Below are 23,205 nucleotides of genomic sequence, written 5' to 3'. Positions count from 1 at the left end.
ATCCGCGCGGGACAAAATTTTTACTGGGGCTCGTGCATCCATTCGCGTCCGCAGCTTGCCAGCGCAAGTCTGCCGGACGCATTCTCTGGGTCTTTATTAATCAACAAATCTCCTTGACATCGTCCGCCCGCCGCGTGTATTACTATAGCAATACACAACAGGCTCAGGCATGACGATCGACCCCACGCAATTCACCGTTCACCCTTCATCCGGCGTGCCAATCTACCGGCAGATCATCGATCAGGTCGAAGCGATGATTGTGGGCGCACGTCTGAGCGAAGGAGAAATGCTGCCGAGCGTGCGCGATATGGCGACCGCTTTGGGAGTGAACCCCATGACCATCTCCAAAGCGTACGCCCGACTAGAGAATGACAACGTGGTCGAAAGAGTCCGCGGTAAAGGGATGATGGTTCGACGGCGATCCCCCTCCGGAAGCAAGTCGCAGAGGCTTGAAGAACTTCGTCCGACGATGCGCGCCGCCATCGTTCGCAGTCGGCAACTGGGCCTAACCGATGATCAAATTCTAGAACTAGTTCGCAAAATCCTTCGGGAGATTCCATCGTGAGCGTTCCTGCATTGCAAACCGAGCTGCTGACGAGGCGTTTTGGCGACGAAGAAGTCTTACGGGGAATCGATCTCTCGATCGAGCCGGGACAAGTTGTCGGCCTGATCGGCACCAACGCCGCCGGAAAAACAACGCTCATCAAGTGCCTGCTAGGACTCTTGAAAGCGACAAGCGGCGCGTGTCGCTTGTTGGGAGAAGACTCTTGGAATTTGAGTGCGTCGGCCAAGGCGCGGATCGGCTACGTCTCGCAAGATTTCGAGCTGCTCCCCTGGATGACCGTTCAGGGAATGTGCGACTACACCGGTGCGTTCTACGAAAGTTGGCGCCCCGCCCAAGTCGAGCGTCTGCGGGACGAATGGCAATTGCCAAGTGATAAACTTGTGGGCGCTTTATCGGTCGGACAGCGACAGAAACTGGCCGTCATCCTGGCCCTGGGTCATCAGCCCGAGTTGTTGATGCTCGACGAACCGGTGGCCAGTCTCGATCCGTTTGCGCGGCGGCAGTTTCTACAGTCGCTGGTGCAGTTTACCGAGGCCGAACAAAACACGATTCTTTTTTCGACGCATATCACTTCTGACTTAGAGCGAATTGCCTCGCATGTGGCCATTCTACGCGACGGAAAGCTGGCTTGGTTCGGTCCGCTCGACACGCTGAAAGAAGGTTGCAAACGACTGCGGGTCCACGCTCAGCAAGCGCTGCCGCTTGACTTTCAAATTCCTGGCGCGATCCGGTGCGAGCTGCACGGGGCGCATGCGCTGGTTTCGGTAGCCCAGATGGATGAAGAGCTCCGCGAGTCGATCGCCGAAAAGTGGCGAGCCGACGTCCAGGTCGAGGATCTCAATCTGGAAGAAATCTTTCTCGAGTGGACCGGCAGCCGTCAAGACCAGGCCTCTTCGCCAGAGAAGGTATCGTCATGAACGCCCAACTTTACCAGGTGTTTCTCACCTATGCTCGTCGGCCGATTCTGCTGTTGATGGGCGCGGTCGCCGCGATGTTGGCGGTAGGCATGTTTGTTGTCGGACTCTATGCGAATACCGGCGGAAACTCGATCGCTCCCGATGTTCCTTTGATGGGAAATAGCGCTGCGATTACCTCGGCCGATTGGAAGGCGAATCTGGCCGGTCGCCAGCCCAGCGAGTTTGACCGCTTGTTCGTCAATGATCCTCTAGGCGCTCCTCCGGCAGATCTAGCTCCCTTCACGCATGCAACCACCATAAAACTCATCAGTCCCCACTTAACCGCGGAGCGGATCGCGCAGCTTGCAGCGCTGCAGCCGTTGCAAAATCTGGAGATTCAATCCCCCAACCTACCGGAGGGCGCCTGGTCTGCGCTTGGTCCCAAACTGCGATTGCTAGAGATCCCCGCGCGGCTATTGGTCGATTATCCGCAAGAGGTTTCGCAGCTTGAGCAACTTGAGGTTCTGCGGATCGACCGTTCGGGACTGTCCCGCGAAGCGATGTCGGTGATCGCGCAAATCCCGAATCTGAAATACTTGGTGCTTACGCATCGCGTCGTAGATTACAAAGCGCCCAAAGACGCCGTGGCGACATTACCGCTGGCTTGGGACCCCGCGCAGTTGGCGCCGCTGCAAAATCATCCGCACCTGCAGGCCATCTTTATGGATTGGCCCGGCCCGCCGCATCGCACCACGCCGGCGCTTCCCGGCGTGACGCTGTATGCCGCTTCCTTCTCGTACGCGCTGCACTATGCATTGCAGCTCTCCGTTCTCTTGACTGCGGCCCTCTCGGTAATCGTCACGCTACAAACCTGGGCACACTTCACGACGCAACAGAGCGTAATTATTCCCGGTTACCACCGGCGTCATCGACAGGCCGCATTACTCGTGTTGCTGGGGGGAAGTTTTGCGGTAGCGCTCCTGCTGTGGAATGCGCAATTTTCGCTGTTGCCTGCTTTGGCGATTGCGTTGGTGATGCCGTCGTTAATCATGACGATCTACACGGGATCTCAGGCCCGCTCGCCGTCGATTCGTATGGCTTGCGTTCCTCTGGGGCTTCTTGCCGGGACATTGATTTGGCTGCCTTGGTTCGGCTCTTTCGCGTCTCCCATCATGGCAGGCGAAACGAACTGGTTCTTTCGAGGAGCAACCTGGTGGTGGGCGGTCGGTCTACTCGCAGGGGAAGTCGTTTTGTTGACGGCGAGCTTTCGACAATTGCCGCGAATTGCGCATCAGGTCTACGAACAATCATCCATGCACCCTGGATTCTCTCCCTGGGATCCTCAGCAACAACGGCGAGTCGCTTACGGTTCCCAGCATTGGTGGCAATCGCTCTGGAGTCGCGGCCGACGTTTTCCCAAACTCGCCGGTAGTTCGGTGTGGCGTCAGGCGCAGCTGTGGAAGTCTGGCAACGCTTATCGCCCGCTATTCGCATTCCCGTTGATGGGGGCGACCTTTCTGGTGGTGGGGATTGGAATGTCGAGCGTCATGCCCGCGCGTCAAACGCAATGGCCGTTGTTGATCGGCTTTCTCTTTCAATTCAGCATGATCACATTGCTGCTGCCGGTCACCGTGTGGTATCGCCGCTGCCGCACCCTCCAAGTGGAGTCATTACGACCCGCAGGCAAAAAAGATCTCACGCGGCAATTGTTTGTCGCGTTGGCGCTCGATCAGGCATGGGCGATCATTCCCATGCTGCTGGGAGTCGGCTACTTGCTTGCCTATCCAGAAAAAGCAGGAAATGACTTCACGGCCACGGCGATCGCCTTGTTGCTGGTAGTCGCACTCGCGTGGGGCTATGCGACCAGCACTTCGATCTTTGCGATCCAACGCTTGTGGGTACTCTTGGGATATTTTTTGACGATGTTCGCCGTCTCGCTCGTGCTCGGTATTGGTCTGACCTCCATGCTTGCCTTGCAAATCATTCCGATGGCTCTCCAAATCCCGGTCTTGTCGGTCGTCTCCCTTGTGCTCCTGATGGTCGCGGCGGGAATCATCCGAGCGACCTACGCTCACGCCGTAAACCGCGAGTGGGGGCTGTAGCCAGCGCCTCCGGATTACCGCCGGACAGAACTCCGCGGCTCCCGACGCTTACCGGCCAGGTCACGATGATCGCCAACCAGACCGCCCCCCCCCGCCAAAAAGGGGGCGGTTTCCCGTGCCTGGCGAACCTCCCTCCCCGCAAAAACCTCTAGTCACAAGCGGCTCGGCGACTCGCCAATCGGCGAAATCTCGGCTATCTTAAATAGTTTGCTGACAGCCTCTTTTCCTCACCGGGAGGGGCTGACTCTGGCAATACGAACCACCCTATGGATTGCCGCCGACCACCAAGTCTGCGGCGCTGGCGCCCAGTTAGGCGAGACTATCGGAGTAACTGTATGAGCGGATCGTCGCCCCGAAACATGTTCCAGAAGATCTGGGATAACCACCTTGTTCTGCAAGAAGAGGGTCAACAGGCGATTCTTTATATCGACCTGCAACTGGTCCACGAAGTGACCAGCGCTCAGGCCTTTGAAGGGCTACGGATCGCGGGCCGCAAATTGCGCCGCCCTGAACGCCATATCGCGACGCCTGACCATAACATTCCGACGACCGATCGCTCGCTGCCGATCGCCGATCCGATCTCGAAGCAACAGATCGATACGCTCCGCAACAACTGCGTCGAGTTTGGCGTTCGTCTCTACGATCTGAACGACAGCAAGCAGGGGATCGTCCATGTGATCGGCCCTGAGCTGGGAATGACGCAGCCCGGTATGACCATTGTCTGCGGCGACAGCCACACCGCGACGCATGGCGCCTTTGGCGCGCTGGCGTTCGGCATTGGGACCAGCGAAGTCGAACACGTCATGGCGACGCAGACGCTGCTGCAAGCGAAGCCGAAGACGATGGAACTGCGCGTCAACGGCACGCTGGCTCCCGGCGTCACCGCCAAAGACTTGATTTTGTACTTGATCGGCAAGCTGACGACCGCCGGCGGCACCGGCTACGTGTTGGAATATACCGGCGAAGCGATTCGCGCGTTGTCGATGGAAGAACGGATGACCGTCTGCAACATGTCGATCGAAGCCGGCGCCCGCGCCGGGATGATCGCACCGGACGAAACGACGTTCGCGTATGTCAAAGGTCGTGAGTTCGCTCCCAAAGATTTTGACGCGGCGGTCGAAAAGTGGAAGCAACTTCCCTCGGACGAAGGCGCCAAGTATGACGAAGTGCTGATCTTCGACGCCAAAGATATCGCTCCGCAGATCACGTGGGGAACCAACCCGGGTCAGGTCGCTCCGGTGATCTCCAAGGTTCCGTCCCCAAGCGATTACGGCGACGCGACCGAGCAGAAGTCGACGCAAGCGGCGCTCGATTACATGGGTCTGACCGCCGGACAGCCGCTGACCGAGGTCAAAATCGACCGCGTCTTTATCGGCTCTTGCACCAATGCTCGGATCGAAGATTTGCGAGCCGCCGCCAAGGTGGTCAAAGGTCACAAAGTCGCGTCCGGCGTTTCGGCGATGGTCGTTCCCGGCAGCGGTCAAGTGAAAGATCAGGCCGAAGCCGAAGGGCTCGACGCCGTCTTTCGCGAAGCCGGTTTTGAATGGCGCGAAGCCGGTTGCAGCATGTGCCTGGCGATGAACCCCGACAAACTCGCCCCCGGCGAACGTTGCGCTTCGACCAGCAACCGTAACTTTGAAGGTCGACAAGGGAAGGGAGGCCGCACGCATCTGGTCTCTCCGGCCATGGCCGCCGCGGCCGGCGTCACCGGTCACTTTGTCGACATCCGCGATTGGACCTATCAATAGCCCGATCGACTGCGCCCAACCCAATCACCGCCTTTGCGAGCTGAATAAAATCATATGAAAGAATTCACCACCCACACCGGCGTCGTCGCGACGATGGACCGGGCCAATGTCGATACCGATCAGATCATTCCGAAGCAATTTCTGAAACGGATCGAACGAACCGGCTTTGGCCAGTTCCTGTTTTTCGACTGGCGCTTCAACGACGACGGCTCGCCCAATCGCGACTTCGAGCTGAATCAGCCGGGCCTGGCTTCGGCGTCGATCCTGGTCGCGCGTCGCAACTTCGGCAGCGGCTCCAGCCGCGAACATGCCGTTTGGTCGCTCGACGATTACGGCTTTCGCGCGGTTTTGGCGCCCAGCTTCGCCGATATTTTTTACAGCAACAGCTTTAAAAATGGCCTGCTGCCGGTGCGTCTTAGCGAAGAGCAAATCGAAGAGATCTTCCAAAAAGCGAAAACCGTGGGCCCCGGCTTTGAGCTGACAATCAATCTGGACGCGCAAACCGTCGCCGATAACGACGGCATCTTGTTCAACTTTGAAATTGACGAGGCCCGCAAGCATAAGATGCTGAACGGTTTGGACGATATCGCGTTGACGTTGCAAAACGAAGACAAGATTACCGCCTTCGAACAAGCGAACGGCCTGTAAACAGCGCTGCTAGCGAAATCGTACGATCCTGGGACGCCGGCGGCGTCCCTTTTTTATGCGCCAAGTCGATTTCTCGCGTTCTCAACGAATCACGCTGCGGTTGCGGCAAGTCGCGCCGCCGGATCATAATTAGAGAGAAGCGAACAAACTGATTTCAAACCTTCGTTGGACTGACATCGATGCGTAAATATCTGCTGCCGCTGGCTTGCCTCTTTTCCGCCGCGACCTTTGTCTGGGCCGACGTCGAAACCGAAGTCGTGATCGGCGAACTGGCCAATCCGACCGGCGTCGCCGTTAACGCCGAAAGCGGCGACGTCTACATCGCCGAGAGCGCCGCCGGCCGCATCATTCGGATCGAAGATGGTAAAGCGGTCGACGTGGTGACCGGCTTCGCGCTCGATAAGTACGGCATGGATCCGACCTACGACATCGGCCCGCTCGGACTGACCTTCCTGGATCAAAATCACATCGTCGTCAGCGGTGGGGGCAAACCGGACGGAGAAGACTTTGTCGCGATCTACGAGTTCGGCCAAAAGTCGACCGCCGATAAGCCGGTGCAAAAGCTCGGTCCATTACCGGCCGAAGGCGATATCAAAGCGGAAGGCAATTTTTACGGCGTCGCAGTCGTTAGGCTTGATAACGTCGACTGGATCGTCACCACCGCCAACGGCGATGACGACAAAGGTTGGCTCGCCGCCGCCGAGAAAGAGAAGGCCAAGTTCAAGCCGCTCACGCGCTACATCGCCACCAAAGAAGCGACCAAGGTCGACGCTCCGGCCGCGATTACGATCAGCCCGCGGCAGGAAGCGGTTGTCGGTCAGATGGGAGAAATTGCGACTCCCGGCGATAGCTTGCTCACCTTTTATGACGTGAAAGCCAAGAAGCTGCTGATGTCGCTCCCCACCGGACTGAGCGACATTGTCGGCCTGGCCTACAGCCCCAAGACGGGTCGCCTTTACGCGGTCGACTTTAGCTGGCACGATCCGTCGCAGGGAGGTCTGTTTCGCATCGACGCCGTGCGCGTCGACGGCAAGCAAGCCGCCAAAGCGACCAAGATTGTCAGCCTCATGAAACCGACGGCGCTCGACTTCGCCAAAGACGGAACTCTCTACATCACCGAGTTTGGTGAAGGAGAGCAGGGGGGCCGAGTGCTGAAGATCAAAGCAGGATTGTAAACAAGCGGAAAAACGCCACACTAGCCAGAGGCGCAAGCCGATGGAATGCGACTGGCCACTTCAAGCGGAGTTAGGATCGCCGACCGTATTCCATCGGCTTGCGCCCAGAAGCGTCCGGGATTTCAGGTTTTTCATCGTTTCGGCCGCCTGGCGTGCGTCATGTGTTGGGATGAGAGGCTGGTGTGCTGATCTTGCGGTCGGCGCCGGTTCAACATCCGCGCAGGCGGCGGCGCGGCTTGCCGTCGGGGTTAGACGCCAGCTTATTACGACTCGGCTTTCTTTTTTGCGCGGCGCTTCGCGGCCGATGCTCGTTCCACGTCACGCTGTCGTTCGCGCTCGCGTAGGATCGGCGCGATTTCTTCCCACGTCGCTGCGCCGCAGGCGACTTGCTCCAGCATCACGAACATATACTTGCTCGGACGATGTCCCAAGTGCAGATAGGTCAGCAGCGCCGCGATCACCGCGACGTAGAAGCTGAGCAGCACGCCCGAGCGGTGATGACTGATCAAGTGATTGAAATTGGCGAAGCATTTCAACCAGCGGAAGAAGAGTTCGATCTGCCAGCGCTGTTGATAGAGCTGGGCGATGACTTCGGCCGACACGTCGAGCAAGTTCGTAATCAGACGCACGGTTTTCGTTTCGTCCTGCTCTTGATACTCGATAATCACCTCGCGCAACGGCACATCGAGAACGATATGTCGCGCTGCTTTCGACGAGCGAAAACGGCCGCGCCGATCACTGACGACGCCTGCTGCGAGATCTTTTTCGCTTAGCGGATTTTCGTCGGCGTCAGCCAGGTGCGGCGCATTGCCGCCAGCCGGTTTGTAACGGATAACGAACTGCGCGCGGGGAGTCCAAGATTCGTTTTGCAGATGATAATGCGCGTTGATGACGTCGAAGCCGCTGAAGCCGCGATCGTACAGATAAAGCCGACCATCTTGCACGTTAGCCGCGGCCGACGCCGACTCGCTGTGCCCCGGTTCGGCGACGACAATCATCTCTGGCGCCCAACTCGTAACGCCGACTTGAAAATCGAGTCGGATATACGAATTTTCTCGTCCATGTTGATTTGAACCGCGCACGGCCCACGCGACCTCGGCCGCCGCTTCTAAAAACGTTCCATCGACGGCGACGGTCCGCTTGAGCAATTCGGATAAGTCGTTCGCAGCGCGGCCGAGCCCGGCCTCTTTGCGGCTCAACTGCTCGCGCAGCGCCTGCAGGATCGGCTCGAGCCGCTGAGGATCGACGAGTCGATGGAAGTCGGAAAGCGTAGTGCGGCAGATTTTTTGAATCGAGAGATGCCGCTGGACTTGCTGCGTTTGACTAAAATCTTCGATCGTTCGCAGCGTGCGAATCGTTGGGTTAAAAAAGGCGAGCAGGTAAGTGACGAAGACGTCATCGAGAAACAACTCGCGATTGCCATGAGAATCGTCACGGCGCCGCAACTCACTAAGCTGCTTCTGCAATAAGCGCACGAACTTCCCCCCCATGACCTGATCAGGCCACAGTGGCAATTCGGCCAACTCCCGTTTCGTTCGGCGCTGTCGCGATTTCGGCTGCATGTCGAAATCATGACAAACTGAAGTCGCTGGCGCAAGTGAAGAAATTGCGAAGAAAATCCCGGACGCTTCTGGGCTTGCGCCTCTGGCTAGTGTTTAATTGGTTCGAAAAAGCGCAGCTTCCAAATACGCAACCATCCATTCAAACGGCGACAAAGGAGGTTCATGTTCGCTGGATTGACGAAAGAAGGACGCGTCGTCATGTTCTCGCACGATTCCGGGGACATTCGCGACCACTTGGAATGCTTCCAAGTGCAAATGGGATTCGAGCCGCTGACCGGCATCGACTACATCCGCACCGACAATAAGATTGTGCCTGACATGGATCGAATGAAGCGGCACGATCTAGAAGAGCATCAGAAATACGCGCTCGAGACCAATCCGGCCTGGGTCTCTGGCGTCGATCTCCCCGAACCGCAGTTGGTCGAAGTCGCGGCGGGTCCTCCGCTAATCTACCCCGACACGTTCGCCAACCTAGTCTTCGAGCAATCACGCAAACTTCCCACGGCGCCTTCGCGCGAACTTGTATCTCATTCGGTCAGTTCGCTCTACTTCGCCAGCTTGGAAAAAGAAGAGCAGATCTCGTACACGCTCCGCATCGAGCTCATCCCACGCACTGTGTTTGAGCAATCGGACATGGAGCAAACCGTCAGCTTCTTTCGGCTCAAGCGTCCGCTGCCGCTCACGCCGGCCAACCTCATCAAACTCGGCCCGGCGATCGATCCGGGTCAAACTTCGATCCTGGCGCAAGAGAACAACGGTCATTTCGAAATCTGGGGCATGGTCGCTCGCGGACGTTCGCTCCACAACTCGATGATGGGCGAAGCGTCGCAGTGGTCGGCCGTCGGCCCGCATCCCGTCTTATTGCGTTCGCGTGCGCCGGGCCATCTGATTGCCGAGGTCCTCGACTATCGAGTCGGCGAATACAAGTCAGGCGCCGTCGTCACCGACTACTTGCCCATCTTTCGCGATGACGGTCCGGTACGGCGATTTCTTGACAGCAAAAAGTTGGGCGCCGCGCCTTGCCGGCTCTCCATCTTGCCGATCATCCAGCGGCTCGTTCGCCGCGCAGTGGACATTGGGCACGGCGGGATCGTGGTCATCGCCGATATCGCCGAGTATGCGCGGCTAAACCAAAGCGATAACGACATCTTCGATTCGAAGTACGACATCGCGCTGAGCGACTCGATCTCGATCTATCGCAGCAGCGAACAAAATAGCCGTCGCTGGTCGCGCGTCAAAGCGGCTCTTCATCAACAACCCAATCCGCTGAATCCTCCTCATGTCGATTTCGCCATCGACAGCGGCGTCCATCGGGCCATCTCACCCGCCGAGGTTTTCAAAAGCAAGATCCAAAAGCTCTCCAACGGGCGTTTCCTCTCACGCTTGGCCGCACACTGGGCCGCGGCCGATGAGATGGCGGCCCGCAATCGTCGCAGCGGCAACACGCAAGGTTTCAACGTCTGGAAAGAGATGCTGCAGTCGTCGGAACGAGCCGTCCGCGACGCCGAATACGCGATCGGCAGTCTCGCGAGTCCCGATGGCGCGCTGTTGTTGGGTACCGACCTCAGCGTCCTCGGCTTCGGCGTGATGATTCGCAACGTCGGCAAAGTGGCCGAGATCTATCGAGCCCGCGACGTCGCCGCCAGCCGGATCGAACGGTTTGACCTGACCAGCTTCGGCACGCGCCACCAATCGGCCGCGTGGCTCGCCAGCCGCTTAGAAAATGGCATCGTCTTCGTTATTTCGGAAGACGAAACGATCACCACGCTGATGCGCTGGCGCGATAAAACCATCGCTTGGCGACCGGTGACGATTGATAACATCAGTGATGGAAAGTGGCTAGAAGAAGCGGTATAAGAGCAAGCCGCCAAAATTTTCGTTTGACGTAACACTAGCCCGCAGCGCCAGTTTTGAGATTGCGTTATTTGGCCGAACGGATTCCGGGTGGCCCGGATAGCTCCGCTATCGGGGCCGACGTAGTCGGTAGGAGGCGTCGAGCCGCGATTGGGCTTACTTCGGTGGTCGCTACATCGTTTGAAATGGCGAAAAGACCCTGAACTGCTTATGGGGACCAATGCCTCCTACGGCTGCGCCGCCCCGAAAGCGGCGCTATCGCGGCCAACCAGGGAAATAGCGCAACCTCAAAAAGCGCGAGCGCTCTAGTGCCTGACTTGCCTCCTAACTTCCAACTTCGAAAGAAACGCCGTGGACGAATTTCTTAAGCTCGCAATCGAAGAAGCCCGTAAAGGTCTTGCCGAAGGAGGCATCCCGATCGGTTCGGTCTTGGTGGTCGATGGCCAGGTCCGCGGCCAAGGACATAACCGCCGCGTGCAAAAGGGAAGCGCGATCCTGCACGCCGAGATGGATTGCCTAGAAGCGGCCGGCCGGCTGACCGCCAAAGACTACCAACGGGCCGTTCTCTATTCGACCCTCTCTCCCTGCGACATGTGCAGCGGCACAGCGCTGTTGTACAAGATTCCGAAAATCGTCATCGGCGAAAACCAAACCTTCCAAGGTCCCGAAGAATACGTCCGCAGTCGCGGCGTACAACTGGAAATCGTCGACAGCGCCGAATGTATCGAACTGATGCGCGAGTTCATCGCGCAGCGACCGGAACTGTGGAACGAGGACATTGGGGTTTAACTCGCACGGTGCAGCAATTTTACTTCGTAGCCCGCAGCGCGAGCTTTGAAGTTGCGATTTCCAAAACGAACCCCCACCACTGTTCTGTCACACGACAAGTTTCGGCTTTGGCGCCCGAAACTTGTCGTATGACAGAACACTAGCCAGAGGCGCGAGCCGATGGCATGCGGCTCGCGATTCCAACTCGGATTGAAGCGGCCAACCACATTCCATCGGCTCGCGCCTCTGGCTGGCGTTTCGTCGCTTGGTCCCGCTGCGGGCTACGAAGAGGACCTCGCCCCCAAAATTTGACATCGGCTCGCAACCTGGGATACTCTCACTACTGATCTCTCGTGCAATCACTCCTGGCGACGCTTGCCCTCCTTCGCCATTGGTAATCACCTCCCGCCTGAACAAGCTTTTGCTGACTGGAGATAGACCCATGCTGGCAAGACTCCTGCGTTTCTCGTTCTGTCTCGTGCTGTTCTCGCTCACAATGCCGAACAGCGTTTCCGCCGCTGACGCTTCGACGCTCTCGGCCGGCGCGGCCAAGATTGACATCACGGACTACAGCGCCGGTCCCGTCAACGATCCGCTCTACGTCAAAGTGGTAGCGATCAAAGATGACTCGCTGACGACGGTGTTGATCTCGGTCGACGCCGTCGCGATCGGGGAAATCGGACGCATCAAGAACGACTATTTGCCGACGATGCGGAAGCGTCTCGAATCGGAACTCGGCATTCCGCCGTCCCACGTCTTGGTGAACGCGAGTCACTGTCACGGCGTGATCCTTCCCGACATTACCGATCACACCGTTCGAGCGGTGAAGGAGGCCATTAGCCATATGACGCCGGTGCGGATCGGCGCCGGCAGCGGCAGCGAGAATCGCATCATGGAGAATCGCCGCTTGAAGCTGAAAAACGGTCAGGAGATCGACGTTCGACACGCCTATTCGCTGCCGCCGGATGAAGAAGTCGCCGGCGTGGGCGCGACCGATCCCGAGATCGGCGTGCTCCGTTTGGATCGCGAAAACGGCGAGACCTTGGCCGTCATCTACAATTTCGCTTGTCACCCGATCCAAGGCGTTCCTAACGGAGCCAACACCGCCGACATCATCGGATACGCTTCGCAGGTGATCGAAGATAACCTCAGCGAAGGGACGCTGGCGCTTTTCCTGCAAGGCTGTGCGGGCGATATTAACCCTGCCTATTACAAAGATGTCGATCATCCTCGCAGCGCAGAACCGCTCGGCAATTTGTTAGGGCTCAGCACTCTGAAAGCCGTTCGCCAAATCGAATGCAAACCCGACAATCGCCTGGCGATGTTGAATCAAACGTTGACGCTGCCGCGCAGCGACCTGGCCGACAAGATCGCAGAGTTGGACGCCGAAGAACGGCGTTTGCTGGGTAACCTGCAGGGGACCACGTTGAACTTCAAGACGTTTATGTCGTTGATGCTGAAACACAAACTGTCGCCTGAATTTCCATCCTATTACTCGCATCGTTATCTTTACGACGAAGTGCAAGAGCGGAGCGATCTGAGGTCGCTGGACGCTCAGAACCGGAAAGCGGTGCAAGCCTACCTGCAAAATGTCTTTACGATGGAAAAGCTGACTCGGTTGCAAGCCAACCGGGCTCTCTTGCGCAAGCATCAGACGAACATGGTCGACTCTGGCAAACGGACGATCGATGTGGAAGTGACGGCGCTGCGGATCGGCGACTTTGTGCTGCTAACGTTTCCCGGCGAATTGACCAGCCCGGTCGGCATGAACATCAAAGGCAACTCTCCCCACGACCTGACCTACGTCGCCGGGTACACCAACGGCTACATTTACTATTGCCCTACGGTAGAACAGATGCAAAACCGCGGCGGGGCCCAGGAAGACAGCGATTGCCTATTGGCGCCCGAGTGGCAAGAGAAATTTGAAACGACCGCGGCCGAGATGCTGAAACAGTTGTAACTGCGAACCATGTCAGCGCCGCCAATGCGTGCGTCGCGTTCCGGTGAGCTCGGCGCCTAAAATTGTTGATTGACAAAGCGCACGGAATTCGGGTCGATTACCGGTGGAGAATCAACCCTCGAATCGCGATCACTCGTCAGCCCAAAACGTTGACGGGAATGGAGATTCTATGCGCCGCTGTACTTCGTGCTGTCACCATCCAACTTTCCAACCATCGCCCATCATCGTCCTCGAAAAAGCGAGACGGTCCGGTCCAACCTTCCGACTCGAAAAAAACGAAGCGGTCCGGTCCAACCTTTCGGCTCGAAAAAAACGAAGCGGTCCGGTCCAGTCCTACTTCCTACTTCGCGAAAGTAGCGAAGTCTGGGTAGGGTGCGTCAAGACGCACCGCGAACCTGCCAAATCGGCAACCAACCGAGAAGCGTGGAAACGCCATTGCTTGAAACCACGCTGGGAATGTTTCCCCCATGCATAAGCAGGGGCATGTGCGTCTTGACGCACCCCACGCAGAGCGGCCCTACGATGCAGGTTGCTGTCCGACGACGGCTTCGTCGCATTTGGTGACCTCAAAGCCGAGATCTTCCAGCATGCGGTAGTCGTCTTCGGCTTGTTGACCGGAGGTGGTCAAATAATCGCCAAGAAAGATCGAGTTGGCGGCGTACAAACCGAGCGGCTGCAAACTGCGCAGGTGGATCTCGCGACCACCGGCGATGCGCAGTTCGCTGGTTGGATTGGCGAAGCGGTACATCGCCAAGATCTTCAAGCAGCGGCGCGGCGTCAGGTCGCGACCTTGCTCGTGCAGCGGAGTTCCTTCGATCGGATTCAAGAAGTTGACGGGGATCGATTCGACGTTCAAGTCACGCAGTTCGTTCGCCATGCGGACGACGTCGAGATCGGTTTCGCCCATGCCGACGATACCGCCGCTGCAGAGTTCGATGCCGGCGTTGCGGACGGCCGAGAGGGTTTCGATCCGGTCTTCGTAGGTGTGGGTCGAGCAGATCTTCTCGTAGTAATCTTTACTGGTGTTGACGTTATGATTGACGCGATCCACGCCGCAAGCTTTCAGCCGCTCGGCCTGATCTTGCGACAACAATCCCAGACAGGCGCAGATCTTCAAGTCGTACTTTTGCTTGATCTCAGGCACGATCGTTTCGACCGCGTTCATTTCGCGTTCGTTGGGACCGCGGGCCGAGATCACGATGCAGTAGGTCTTTACGCCGCGCTCGGCGGCGATCTCGGCGCCTTGCATCAGCTTGTCGCGGCTGAGGAAGTTGTATTTGGGGATCTCGGCGTCCGAGACCTTCGACTGCGAGCAGTAGCCGCAATCTTCAGGGCAGAGCCCGCTTTTGGCGTTCATCAACTGATACAGCTGAACCGTTTTGCCAAAGTGACGTTTGCGGATCGCGAATGCGGCGGACAACAGATCGAGCAGCTCGTCGTCGCTGCTGCGCAAGATCGCCAAGCCATCTTCTTCGCTCAAGCGTGCGCCCGCCAAAACGTCGTGGGCCAGCTTCATCCAGCGGTTCTCAGCCGTCAGGGTCGTCTCTTCAACAATCGCCATCGATCAATCTCGTTGCCCAAAGTGTGTTGCAGAATTGCCCCGTATTGTAAATCGAAGCGGCTGAAGAGGGTAGGTCGGCGGAGCCCTCTCTCGCTATTTCTCCTGGTCTCACTAGATTTCGGCGGCGCCTGCGCGTTTATGGCGCGAGCCCTCTCTTTTTCGCGAGATGCTGAAGTCTCCCCCATTCTCTTGCCGAAAATCAGAGTAATCCCCAACGTGGGGGAAAGATGGCCGCGTTTTTTGTGGGGGAAAACCAACAATGCAAATTGACGCTTCAGCTAGCGCCAACGCGGCGGTCGCCGCGAAACCGCTTTCGCCCGACGATCAACTGCAAAGTCTCTTTACCGAGATCTTGCAGCAAGCAGGCCATTCCGGCTACGAATCGGCGGAGGAGTATTCCTCGGATCAAACGCTGGAAGAGGACGTTCGCAGCAGCTGGACCAACTGGTTTGGCCCGGCCAAAGCGGCCAGTTACGCCGCCGACTATGATCCGGCCCAGTTGAAGCAAGACTACGGCGATATCCTGGTCCGCTCGCTCAACGAAGGAGGCTACTCCGATCCGCAAAGCTTTTTGCAGGGGCTTTCTAAGGACGAATTGCAAACGATTCAGCATGTGCAGCGGCTGGCCGATCCGATCCGAGTCGATAGTCTGAACGAAGAGGGCGCCCTGAATCTGTTGATTCCGCCGCCGGCGCAGGTCGATCTCAACTTCGATGGCTTGACGCAAAGCGGCAAAGGGCTCGGCATTCGCTTTCCTGATAGCCGTACTCCCAAAAGTGCTGCCGACGCTTGGGAGGCGGCGACCGCCGATCTTTCTCCTCAAGAGAAGATGCATTACGAATTGCAGATGAAACTGCCGGTGCTGTTCGCGAATCTGATCGTCGACGACCAAGGCTCCTTTGTTCGGCAACGCGAGCCTGGCGACGTTGACTGGGTCAATCCGCTCGCTCGCGGCGATTACTCGTATGTCGACGCGACGCAGCAGCAACTCGACTATCTGGAGGAGTATCAATACCAGATGTCTCCGCAGCAGTATGAGAGCGGAACCCAATTTTGGTCAAGCTTTCAGCAGTTGCTTCAGCAGCATGGCGCGCTGTGAGGGCCCCTGAAATGACGCTCACGTGACCCAGCCGAGCCAGGCCGACACCGTTCGCCAAGCGGGGCGCCGCTTGGCGAACCGCGCGAAACAAGGCAAAATTGGGGATAGATACCCCCAACCGCAAGGCTTTTCATGATCTCGACGATCCACCGCACTCACCTAGTCCGCGTCGGCGCTGTTGGCCAGATTGGCCGCTTCGTATCGGTCGATGCGGTCGCTTATCGCCGCGGCATGCGGGTCGTTTGCCGTACTTCGCGCGGCCTGGAAGTCGGCGAAATCCTCAGCCCGGCCACCGAAAAGGGGCAAGACACCGACGGTTCGATCCTTCGCGGCATGACGCAGCAAGACGAAATGTTGCTGGCGCGACTCGAGAAAAACAAGCAAGAAGCGATGTCGGCCTGTACGGCGCAACTTGCCCAACGCAACCTGGACGCAACGCTGATCGACGTCGAGCAACTTTTCGACGGACAATCGCTCTTCTTCTATTTTCTGGGAGAAGTATCGCCAGAGATCGAAAGGCTGACGGAAGGTCTGGCCGAAACGTACGACGCCAAAGTGCGGATTCGCGAGTTCGCCAAGCTATTGGACGAAGGCTGCGGCCCCGGCTGTGGAACCGATGAAGGCCCCGGCTGCGGCAGCAGTTGCTCGACTTGCTCGCTGGTGGGCGGCTGCGGCGTCAAGAAGACCAAGGGATAGTTTTTGGAATGTCGAGTGACTAAATCCTAATATCTAAGGAAAGCACGGAGGTTCTGGCCAAGCTCCTGCTTAATTCGGCTTTCCGCTTTTCCTAACCAATTCCCTCATACGCTTCTAAATATTCCTGCGAAGCCAAGCGATAATGCTCGGACGCATGATGGATGCGGGCTAGGTCTTCGTCGGTCGTATGGCGAACCACTTTGCCGGGGACGCCCATCACGACGCTGCGCGGCGGGATCACGCAGTTTTCGGTGATCAGCGCTCCAGCAGCGACTAACGAGCCGGCGCCGATCTTCGCCCCGTTGAGGACAATCGCCCCCATGCCGATCAAGACGTCATCCTCGACGACCGCGCCATGTACGATCGCGCGATGGCCGACCGAGACGCGATCCCCTAACAAGCAAGGAGAGCCGGGATCGGCGTGCAGGACGGCGCCATCTTGCACATTGCACGCGGCGCCGATGCGGATCTGCTCGGTATCGCCGCGCACGACGGCTGAGAAGAGCACGATCGATTCGTGCCCCAACGTGACGTCTCCCAACACGGTCGCGGTGGGAGCAATCCAAGCCGTCGCCGCGATCAAATGGTCGTGGAACTCAAGCTGCAGCCGCTTGGTCATCAGGCTACTCTCCCATCTGACCGAGCGTCATCAACAGTTCCGACATTTCGCCGGCGGCATGCGAGTTCCCTTGCCGCTGGGCTTCCTCAATTCCATCGCGCAGCCAAGTTCGCGACTCATTGGCGCGTCCCGCTTCGGCGAGCATTTGCCCTGCCATAAAGTAGGCCGGCACATAGGGAGGAGTCTGCTGGATTAACTGCTCAAAGCGAGCAAGCGCCTCGGCATGGGCGCCTTCTTTGCGATATTCCATCGCCAGGCCGTACAGCAGGAACGAATCGTTCGGCTCATCTGCTAGCAACGCTTCGATCTGTTCGCGTCTCGACATATTTCTTACTTTCTCCCGACGGACGCTACATCCGTCAAAGTCTCGCTATTTTCCGCTATCGACAAAATACATTAAACCGTTCGGCGCGTTACGACCGATACCAACGTCTGAGACCACCGATTTCCATCCCCCAGTTGGGTTTCAGCTATGTTCCGAAAAGCCATCGTTATCTCGGTTAGCCTTAGCGTCCTCGTGGCCGTCAGCGCCTACTATCTTAGCAGCGACGAAGCCGCTGCGAATGATAGCAACGCCGCTGAGCCCGGTCGAATCGCGGGCCATCTGCCAGGCGCCGTCCATGCGATCGCGCTCGATGATGGGCATTCGCACGGAGCGATTCGCTTGGCCGGAGCGGAAGAAGAGCTGATTCCACTACAAAAGTTCCAGCCCCAAGGCGCGCTGCCGATTCGTCGACCGATCGAACGATCGGTTACCGATCTACCGGCGCCGACCACGCAATTGACCGCCGCGGAAGAGGACGAAAAGCCGTCGAGCCGACGCCGTGAAGCATCTGCTCCCGGTGGAGCATCGAGCGCCGCGGGACTGCCGCCGGCATTGCGAGCCGCTCTATCGGCGATGGAAGAAGGCGGAAACCCAGCCGCCAAGCCGCTCGAATCGTCGCCCCCGCCGGCCGCTGCCGCACCGCAACCATCATCACGACGCTTTAACCCGGCCGCGAGTCAGACCGCCAAACCGGAAGCCCCTGCTGCGACGGCGCCTTCCAGTGAAAGCCGCTTCGCGCCTGCCGCTCCGGCGCCGATTTCGCGCTGGAACGCTGACCCCGCCGAGACTGCTCAACCGGCTCTGCCCAATTCAGCGCCGGCCGACGCCAGCGAGAACCCGATGCGTTTTAGCCGTGGTAACTCGGATCAACCAGCCGCGACGCGTAGCCCAACCGACGGCGCTTTGCTGACGGTCGCATCGCCGACGGTGGCGGTGCAGACGGTCGGTCCGAAGTCGATGGTGGTCGGCAAACCTGGCTTGTTTGAGGTAGTCGCCAAAAACCTGGGCAAAGTCGACGCTCGCGAGCTAACCATCAAGATTCAAACGCCCCACGGCGTCGAACTGGTCAACCAACGCGCCGGCATGGGCACCGCCCAAGCGAACACAATGGGGGGCGCTTCCAACTTTATCGTCTGGCAGATTCCGGTCTTACCGGCCGGGTCCGAAGGGTCGCTGCAATTGGAGCTGGCGACGCGCAGCATTCGCGGCTTTGACCTGGGAGTCGACGTCGCCTTCTCGGCGGCCAGCGCCTCGACCGTGGTCAACGTGCTCGAACCGAAACTGAACATGGCGATTCAAGGCCCCAGCGAAGTGCTGTTTGGCGAAACGCAAATCTACAGCATCGTAATCACCAATCCCGGCAGCGGCGTCGCCGAGAACGTCGGCATCACGCTGATGCCGCTCAAAGCGGGACAAGACCCGACCACGTTCGACCAGATCGGCGACATTCCGCCGGGCGGCAAGAAAGTGATCGAAGTCGAATTCGCCGCTCGCCAAGCGGGAAAACTGAACATCTCGGCCGAAGCGTTCGCCGATGGCGGGCTCCGGTCAGAAGCGTCCGAAGCGGTGATCGTGCGTCGCGCCAACCTGCAGATGGTCGCCAGCGGACCTCCGGTCAAATATGCGGCGACCTCGGCCAGCTACCTGTTCAACATCACGAACAACGGCAACGCACAAGCGAGCGGCGTGACCGCCGAAGCGACGTTGCCGACCGGCGCCAAGTTTGAATCATGCTCGGACGGCGGCAAGTATGACGCTGTGGGCAACAAAGTGGTTTGGACGATTGGCGCGCTCGAAGCCCAAGCGGTTCGCCCGCTAAAGCTCGACTGCACGTTGATGGTCGGAGGCAACAACTCGATCATCGCCAATTGCCGATCGTCCGACGGTTTGCTGGCTTCGCAAAACATCACGACGATGGTCGAATCGGTCGCCGATCTGAAACTGTACGTCAACGATCCTAAGGGCCCGGCGCCGGTAGGCGAAGAAGTAACCTACGAATTTCGCCTGGATAACCGCGGCACCAAAGCGGCTGAAGGGATCGAAGTGACGGTTCAGTTCTCGCAAGGAATCGAACCGACGCAGGTCTCCGGCGGCCAGGCGACCATTGACGCCGGTCAGGTGATCTTCAGCCCGATCCAATCGCTGGGCCCAGAGAAGAACCTGGTCCTGAAGGTGTCGGCCAAAGCGTTGACCGCCGGCAGCCATAGTTTCCGAGCGGAGGTTCGCTGTCGCGAGCCGGTCACGAAACTAGCAAGCGAAGAGACGACTCGCTTCTATGGAGAAGGCGTGTTGTCAAAATCGACGCAACAGCAGCAGTCAACTCCGCTAAAGACGCCGCTCATGGAAGCGCATCGGCCGGTCGAACCGACCCCCTTGTCGCCAACGCCTTACAGCCGCTTTCGCTAATCCAAGCGACCCACCAAGCACCGCTTCGCAGCCTGTTGAGCAATCAACAGGCTGTTTTTCGTAGGCCCGGCATTTGGCCGCGCTTAGTCGTTGCGGCGATCAAACGCCAACGGTTCAACCGCTCGCGGATCACCGACTCGAACGACCAGCGAGCCGTCCAGCAGATCTTCGATCGTCTTGCCGATCACTTCGGCTCGCCAACCTTGAGCGAGCGACGGCGCTTCGGGCGCTCCATCCATATGATGCGCAATCAGGTCCCGGACATCTTGTACGGTGCAAGCCAGGCTGGGGGCGACTTTCGCCTCGCGGCAGATGCTGCCGAGCGCGGCCGCCAAAAATTGGCCGAGTACGCCGTACTGCTTTCCCTGGTTCCAGCTGGGCTGCGATGACGGGCAGTCGTTTTCGTCCAGCTCGAGCGCGATTTGAATCGCGTCGGCGATCTCTTCAAAGTAGCGATTCAGATCGCTGCGTTGCATGCCGCGAATCGCGCGAATTTGCTTCAGGTTCGACGATTTTCGTTTCGCCAACTCGGCGATCAAGTCATCGCGCAGAATCCGACGAGCCGGGATGTTGGCGGCGGAAGCCCGTTTGTCGCGCCACTTCCAGAGTTCGCGGACAATGGCCAACGATCGACGACTGAGACTGCCGGTGCCCGATACGTTTCGCCAGCGTGCGCGCTGCGTCGATTCGATCAGCGCTTCCTGCCAGGAGGTCATTTCTTCCTGCAGCCAACTGGTGCGATCTAACTTGGTCAGCTCTTTTTCTAACTCTTGGGCGGCTGGGCCGAGGTAGGCGACGTCATTGAGCGCATATTCGATCTGTCGCGAGCTGAGGGGGCGAACGCGCCAATCGGTGCGAGTTTCGCCTTTGGGAAGCTTTTCGTCGAGCAATCGCAGGATCAGATTACCGAACGAAGCAGGGTACTCCATTCCAATCAGGCCGCCGGCAATTTGCGTATCGAACAGATTGGCCGGCGCTTTGCCGGTCGCACGATAGCAAAACAAAAACTCTTCGCGTCCCGAATGAACGACGGAGACATGATCGCCGCCGGCGATCAGCTCCCAGAAGACGTTCATGTCGTCAATCCGTTTCGGATCGACAATGGCCAATATCTCGCCGGCCGCGATCTGCACCAGACATAAGTCGGGCAAATAGACGTCTTCCGAGACGAACTCGGTGTCAAAATAGATATGCGACTCCGAGCGAAGTCGGTCGCAAAGTTCAGTGAGTTGGGATTGAGATTCGACGTATTCGTAGTTCACGGCTGCATCTATGTCGCTGGAGCGAAAGTCGGGACTTTGTTCCAGCGTACTAAGTCGAGAGCCGGACGACTAGCGGCGAAACAGAGCGTCCGCCGCGTCGCCAACCAACATTTCCCGCTTATCGCAGGAAGATTAACGACATCACGACCATTACCGGCAGCAGGATCGGCAAGCTGTAAAACAGGACATAACCGAAAAAGCTGGGCATTCGGACGCCCGATTCTTCGGCGATCGCACGAACCATAAAGTTCGGACCATTGCCGATATAGGTCATCGCTCCCATGAAGACGGCGCCTAAACTGATGGCGACCAATTTCAAAGAAGCTTCGGCGCCTCCCTCGGTGTGCAGCATTTCAACCAGATGCTGGCCCGAGTATTGTGCGTCGGCCGTCTTGAAGAAGACCAAGTACGTCGGAGCGTTATCTAACACCGCCGACAAGCTGCCGGTGATCCAGAAAAACTTTTGCGGCGTGTCGATTCCCAGGTTAGGACCATGCAAGTTGAGCAATTCCAGCGCCGGCTGCATGCAGATGAAGATGCCGACGAACAACGCGGCGACTTCGACGATCGCATGGTAGTTGAACTTGTTATCGGAACGAACCGCCTTCGAGCCCAGCCAGAGGCTGAGTCCGACCAAGGCCAGCTGCACCACTTCTCGCAAGTAGACGAACGGATGCCAATCGGTTCCGGGGAACGGCTTTTGCGGATCCAACAAAGCGACCGAAAAGATCACCCCGACCAGCAGCAATGCGTTCGGCAGCAAGCCGCGAATGCGAAGCGGCGAGACTTCGGTTTCGTCGCGAGCGACGTCCGACTTCTTTTCTTTCGGGTAATAGTAGAATTTGTCGATCAGATAGAACATCGCGATCAACAGAATGTTGACCATCAACCACGGCATCCACAGCGCCCACATCGTCCAGAGGAAATCGACGCCTTCCAGATAGCCAAGGAACAACGGAGGATCGCCGATCGGCAACAAACAGCCGCCGCAATTGCAGACGACGAAGATAAAGAAGACGACCGTATGCTGGACGTATTTGCGTTCTTTATTGGTTTCGATCAGCGGGCGAATCAGCAACATCGCGGCGCCGGTCGTGCCGATAAAGCTGGCCAACAAGCCGCCAACTCCCAAGAAGGTGGCGTTGGTCAGGGGGTGAGCCGGCATGTCTCCCTCAATACGAATCCCGCCCGAGATGACGTAGAGCGAGAAGAGGAGGACAATGAACGGGATGTATTCTCTTAAGATCGCGTGATCGACGCGAGAAATCGCTGCGCTAAATCCGCTTCCGAATAGAGGACCATGTAGTAGACCAGCGTAATGCCGGCCAGGATCATCGCGACCAGAAAAGCGATTGTGTTGCTTTTCCCACCAATGAGCCGTATATCCGACCAGCGGAAAAACCGCGATCGCGCCCAACAGCAAAATAAACGGAGCAACCGCCGCCATGTGAGGCGGCGCGTGTGCATGGCCGTGATCGCCTGCGGCATGCTCCGCTTCGTGATGCTCTTCGGCGCCGGCATGTTCGGCATGCGACGCTTCGGCGTGAGACGCTTCGGCGGCGACGTGCGCCGCTTGCGGTTGCGTCCAACCGGCCAAAGTCGCCAACGTAAACGCGATAAGGATAGCGCCGATCGCAAGCAGTACGGGCCGATCCGAACCGCCCTCGTGGTGATCGTGGGACATAGCCGTTCCAGAGAAAGCTGATTCGCTGTGGTCAGAATTGATGGATGCGTTTGGCATGACTCTACTTCCGATGGGTTCGGACATGCATGCCAAAGCGATTGACTTGCATGGTTTGCGGTGGGAAGCGACGACCATTTTCCACCAATTTGGAGAAAATTTGATCGACGCGAATGCAGGCAAACGTAGGTCACTAGCAACGACAAACAAGCTACCACGGAGCCAATTTGCCGCCAAGGCGGCATTAACAAGCCTTAATTTATTGGCGAATCGTCGCA

At 58.1% G+C, this 23,205-nt stretch carries 18 protein-coding genes; 12 read left to right on the top strand and 6 right to left on the bottom strand.

The window, feature by feature from the left end:
* Window positions 1-169 precede the first annotated feature (169 nt).
* The 6 genes from DSM3645_RS13055 (at window position 170) to DSM3645_RS13030 (ending at window position 7,134) form a co-directional block, all read left to right on the top strand.
* Entirely contained in the window at window positions 170-565 is a 396-nt protein-coding gene (locus DSM3645_RS13055) for a GntR family transcriptional regulator (protein ID WP_002652661.1), read from the top strand.
* Complete coding sequence (locus DSM3645_RS13050; protein ID WP_002652660.1) at window positions 562-1,482, top strand: ABC transporter ATP-binding protein; 921 nt, start codon at window positions 562-564, stop codon at window positions 1,480-1,482. Before DSM3645_RS13055 ends, DSM3645_RS13050 begins: the two co-directional genes overlap by 4 nt.
* The gene (locus tag DSM3645_RS13045) at window positions 1,479-3,563 is read left to right on the top strand and encodes a hypothetical protein (protein ID WP_002652659.1); all 2,085 of its coding nucleotides are present in this window, start codon (window positions 1,479-1,481) and stop codon (window positions 3,561-3,563) included. The genes DSM3645_RS13050 and DSM3645_RS13045 overlap by 4 nt, the downstream gene beginning before the upstream one ends.
* Window positions 3,564-3,898: 335 nt before the next feature.
* Window positions 3,899-5,311: a 3-isopropylmalate dehydratase large subunit gene (leuC, locus tag DSM3645_RS13040; protein WP_002652658.1), complete on the top strand. Its 1,413-nt coding sequence runs from the start codon at window positions 3,899-3,901 to the stop codon at window positions 5,309-5,311.
* A gap of 54 nt (window positions 5,312-5,365) precedes the next feature.
* Window positions 5,366-5,959, top strand: a complete 594-nt coding sequence (gene leuD / locus DSM3645_RS13035; protein ID WP_002652657.1) for a 3-isopropylmalate dehydratase small subunit — start codon at window positions 5,366-5,368, stop codon at window positions 5,957-5,959.
* Between the two features lie 179 nt (window positions 5,960-6,138).
* Window positions 6,139-7,134 carry a hypothetical protein gene (locus tag DSM3645_RS13030; protein WP_002652656.1) on the top strand — a complete coding sequence of 332 codons (996 nt, stop codon included), beginning with the start codon at window positions 6,139-6,141 and terminating at the stop codon, window positions 7,132-7,134.
* A gap of 263 nt (window positions 7,135-7,397) precedes the next feature.
* Here DSM3645_RS13030 and DSM3645_RS13025 read toward each other — a convergent pair whose 3' ends face one another.
* Window positions 7,398-8,696, bottom strand: a complete 1,299-nt coding sequence (locus DSM3645_RS13025) for an IS4-like element ISBlma1 family transposase (RefSeq protein WP_002652236.1) — start codon at window positions 8,694-8,696, stop codon at window positions 7,398-7,400.
* 162 nt (window positions 8,697-8,858) lie between these two features.
* Between DSM3645_RS13025 and DSM3645_RS13020 the strand changes: the two genes are divergently transcribed.
* The 3 genes from DSM3645_RS13020 to DSM3645_RS13005 all read left to right on the top strand — a co-directional run bounded on the left by DSM3645_RS13020 (window position 8,859) and on the right by DSM3645_RS13005 (window position 13,278).
* Entirely contained in the window at window positions 8,859-10,553 is a 1,695-nt protein-coding gene (locus DSM3645_RS13020) for a putative sensor domain DACNV-containing protein (RefSeq protein ID WP_040351820.1), read from the top strand.
* A gap of 348 nt (window positions 10,554-10,901) precedes the next feature.
* Window positions 10,902-11,339 (top strand): nucleoside deaminase, encoded by a 438-nt coding sequence (locus DSM3645_RS13015; RefSeq protein WP_002652653.1) that lies wholly within the window; start codon window positions 10,902-10,904, stop codon window positions 11,337-11,339.
* Between the two features lie 421 nt (window positions 11,340-11,760).
* On the top strand, window positions 11,761-13,278 hold the full coding sequence (locus DSM3645_RS13005; protein ID WP_202594935.1) for a hypothetical protein: 1,518 nt from the start codon (window positions 11,761-11,763) through the stop codon (window positions 13,276-13,278).
* A gap of 517 nt (window positions 13,279-13,795) precedes the next feature.
* Here DSM3645_RS13005 and bioB read toward each other — a convergent pair.
* On the bottom strand, window positions 13,796-14,839 hold the full coding sequence (gene bioB / locus DSM3645_RS13000; protein WP_002652651.1) for a biotin synthase BioB: 1,044 nt from the start codon (window positions 14,837-14,839) through the stop codon (window positions 13,796-13,798).
* Between the two features lie 259 nt (window positions 14,840-15,098).
* Here bioB and DSM3645_RS12995 point away from each other — a divergent pair, with 259 nt between their 5' ends.
* Together DSM3645_RS12995 and DSM3645_RS12990 are read left to right on the top strand one after the other, a co-directional pair.
* Entirely contained in the window at window positions 15,099-15,938 is an 840-nt protein-coding gene (locus tag DSM3645_RS12995; RefSeq protein WP_002652650.1) for a hypothetical protein, read from the top strand.
* A 132-nt stretch (window positions 15,939-16,070) separates the two neighbouring features.
* Complete coding sequence (locus tag DSM3645_RS12990) at window positions 16,071-16,634, top strand: PSP1 C-terminal domain-containing protein (RefSeq protein ID WP_002652649.1); 564 nt, start codon at window positions 16,071-16,073, stop codon at window positions 16,632-16,634.
* Between the two features lie 91 nt (window positions 16,635-16,725).
* Here the strand turns inward: DSM3645_RS12990 and DSM3645_RS12985 are convergent, their stop codons facing one another.
* Window positions 16,726-17,253 (bottom strand): gamma carbonic anhydrase family protein, encoded by a 528-nt coding sequence (locus DSM3645_RS12985; RefSeq protein ID WP_002652648.1) that lies wholly within the window; start codon window positions 17,251-17,253, stop codon window positions 16,726-16,728.
* 4 nt (window positions 17,254-17,257) lie between these two features.
* Complete coding sequence (locus DSM3645_RS12980; protein WP_002652647.1) at window positions 17,258-17,578, bottom strand: tetratricopeptide repeat protein; 321 nt, start codon at window positions 17,576-17,578, stop codon at window positions 17,258-17,260.
* 147 nt (window positions 17,579-17,725) lie between these two features.
* On the opposite strand from DSM3645_RS12980, the gene DSM3645_RS12975 reads away from it, so the two are divergent.
* A complete protein-coding gene (locus DSM3645_RS12975; protein WP_002652646.1) occupies window positions 17,726-19,984 on the top strand; it encodes a DUF11 domain-containing protein in 2,259 nt (752 codons plus the stop codon).
* 83 nt (window positions 19,985-20,067) lie between these two features.
* On the opposite strand, the gene DSM3645_RS12970 is transcribed toward DSM3645_RS12975, so the two are convergent.
* Window positions 20,068-21,246, bottom strand: a complete 1,179-nt coding sequence (locus DSM3645_RS12970; RefSeq protein WP_002652645.1) for a ribonuclease D — start codon at window positions 21,244-21,246, stop codon at window positions 20,068-20,070.
* Window positions 21,247-21,364: 118 nt separating this feature from the next.
* Window positions 21,365-22,930, bottom strand: coding sequence for a sodium:proton antiporter (locus DSM3645_RS12965; protein ID WP_002652644.1), 1,566 nt, complete (start codon window positions 22,928-22,930; stop codon window positions 21,365-21,367).
* Window positions 22,931-23,205 lie beyond the last annotated feature (275 nt).

It is taken from the genome of Blastopirellula marina DSM 3645, from assembly GCF_000153105.1.
GTDB classification, from domain to species: domain Bacteria; phylum Planctomycetota; class Planctomycetia; order Pirellulales; family Pirellulaceae; genus Blastopirellula; species Blastopirellula marina.
This window is presented reverse-complemented; position numbering and strand designations above follow the sequence as displayed.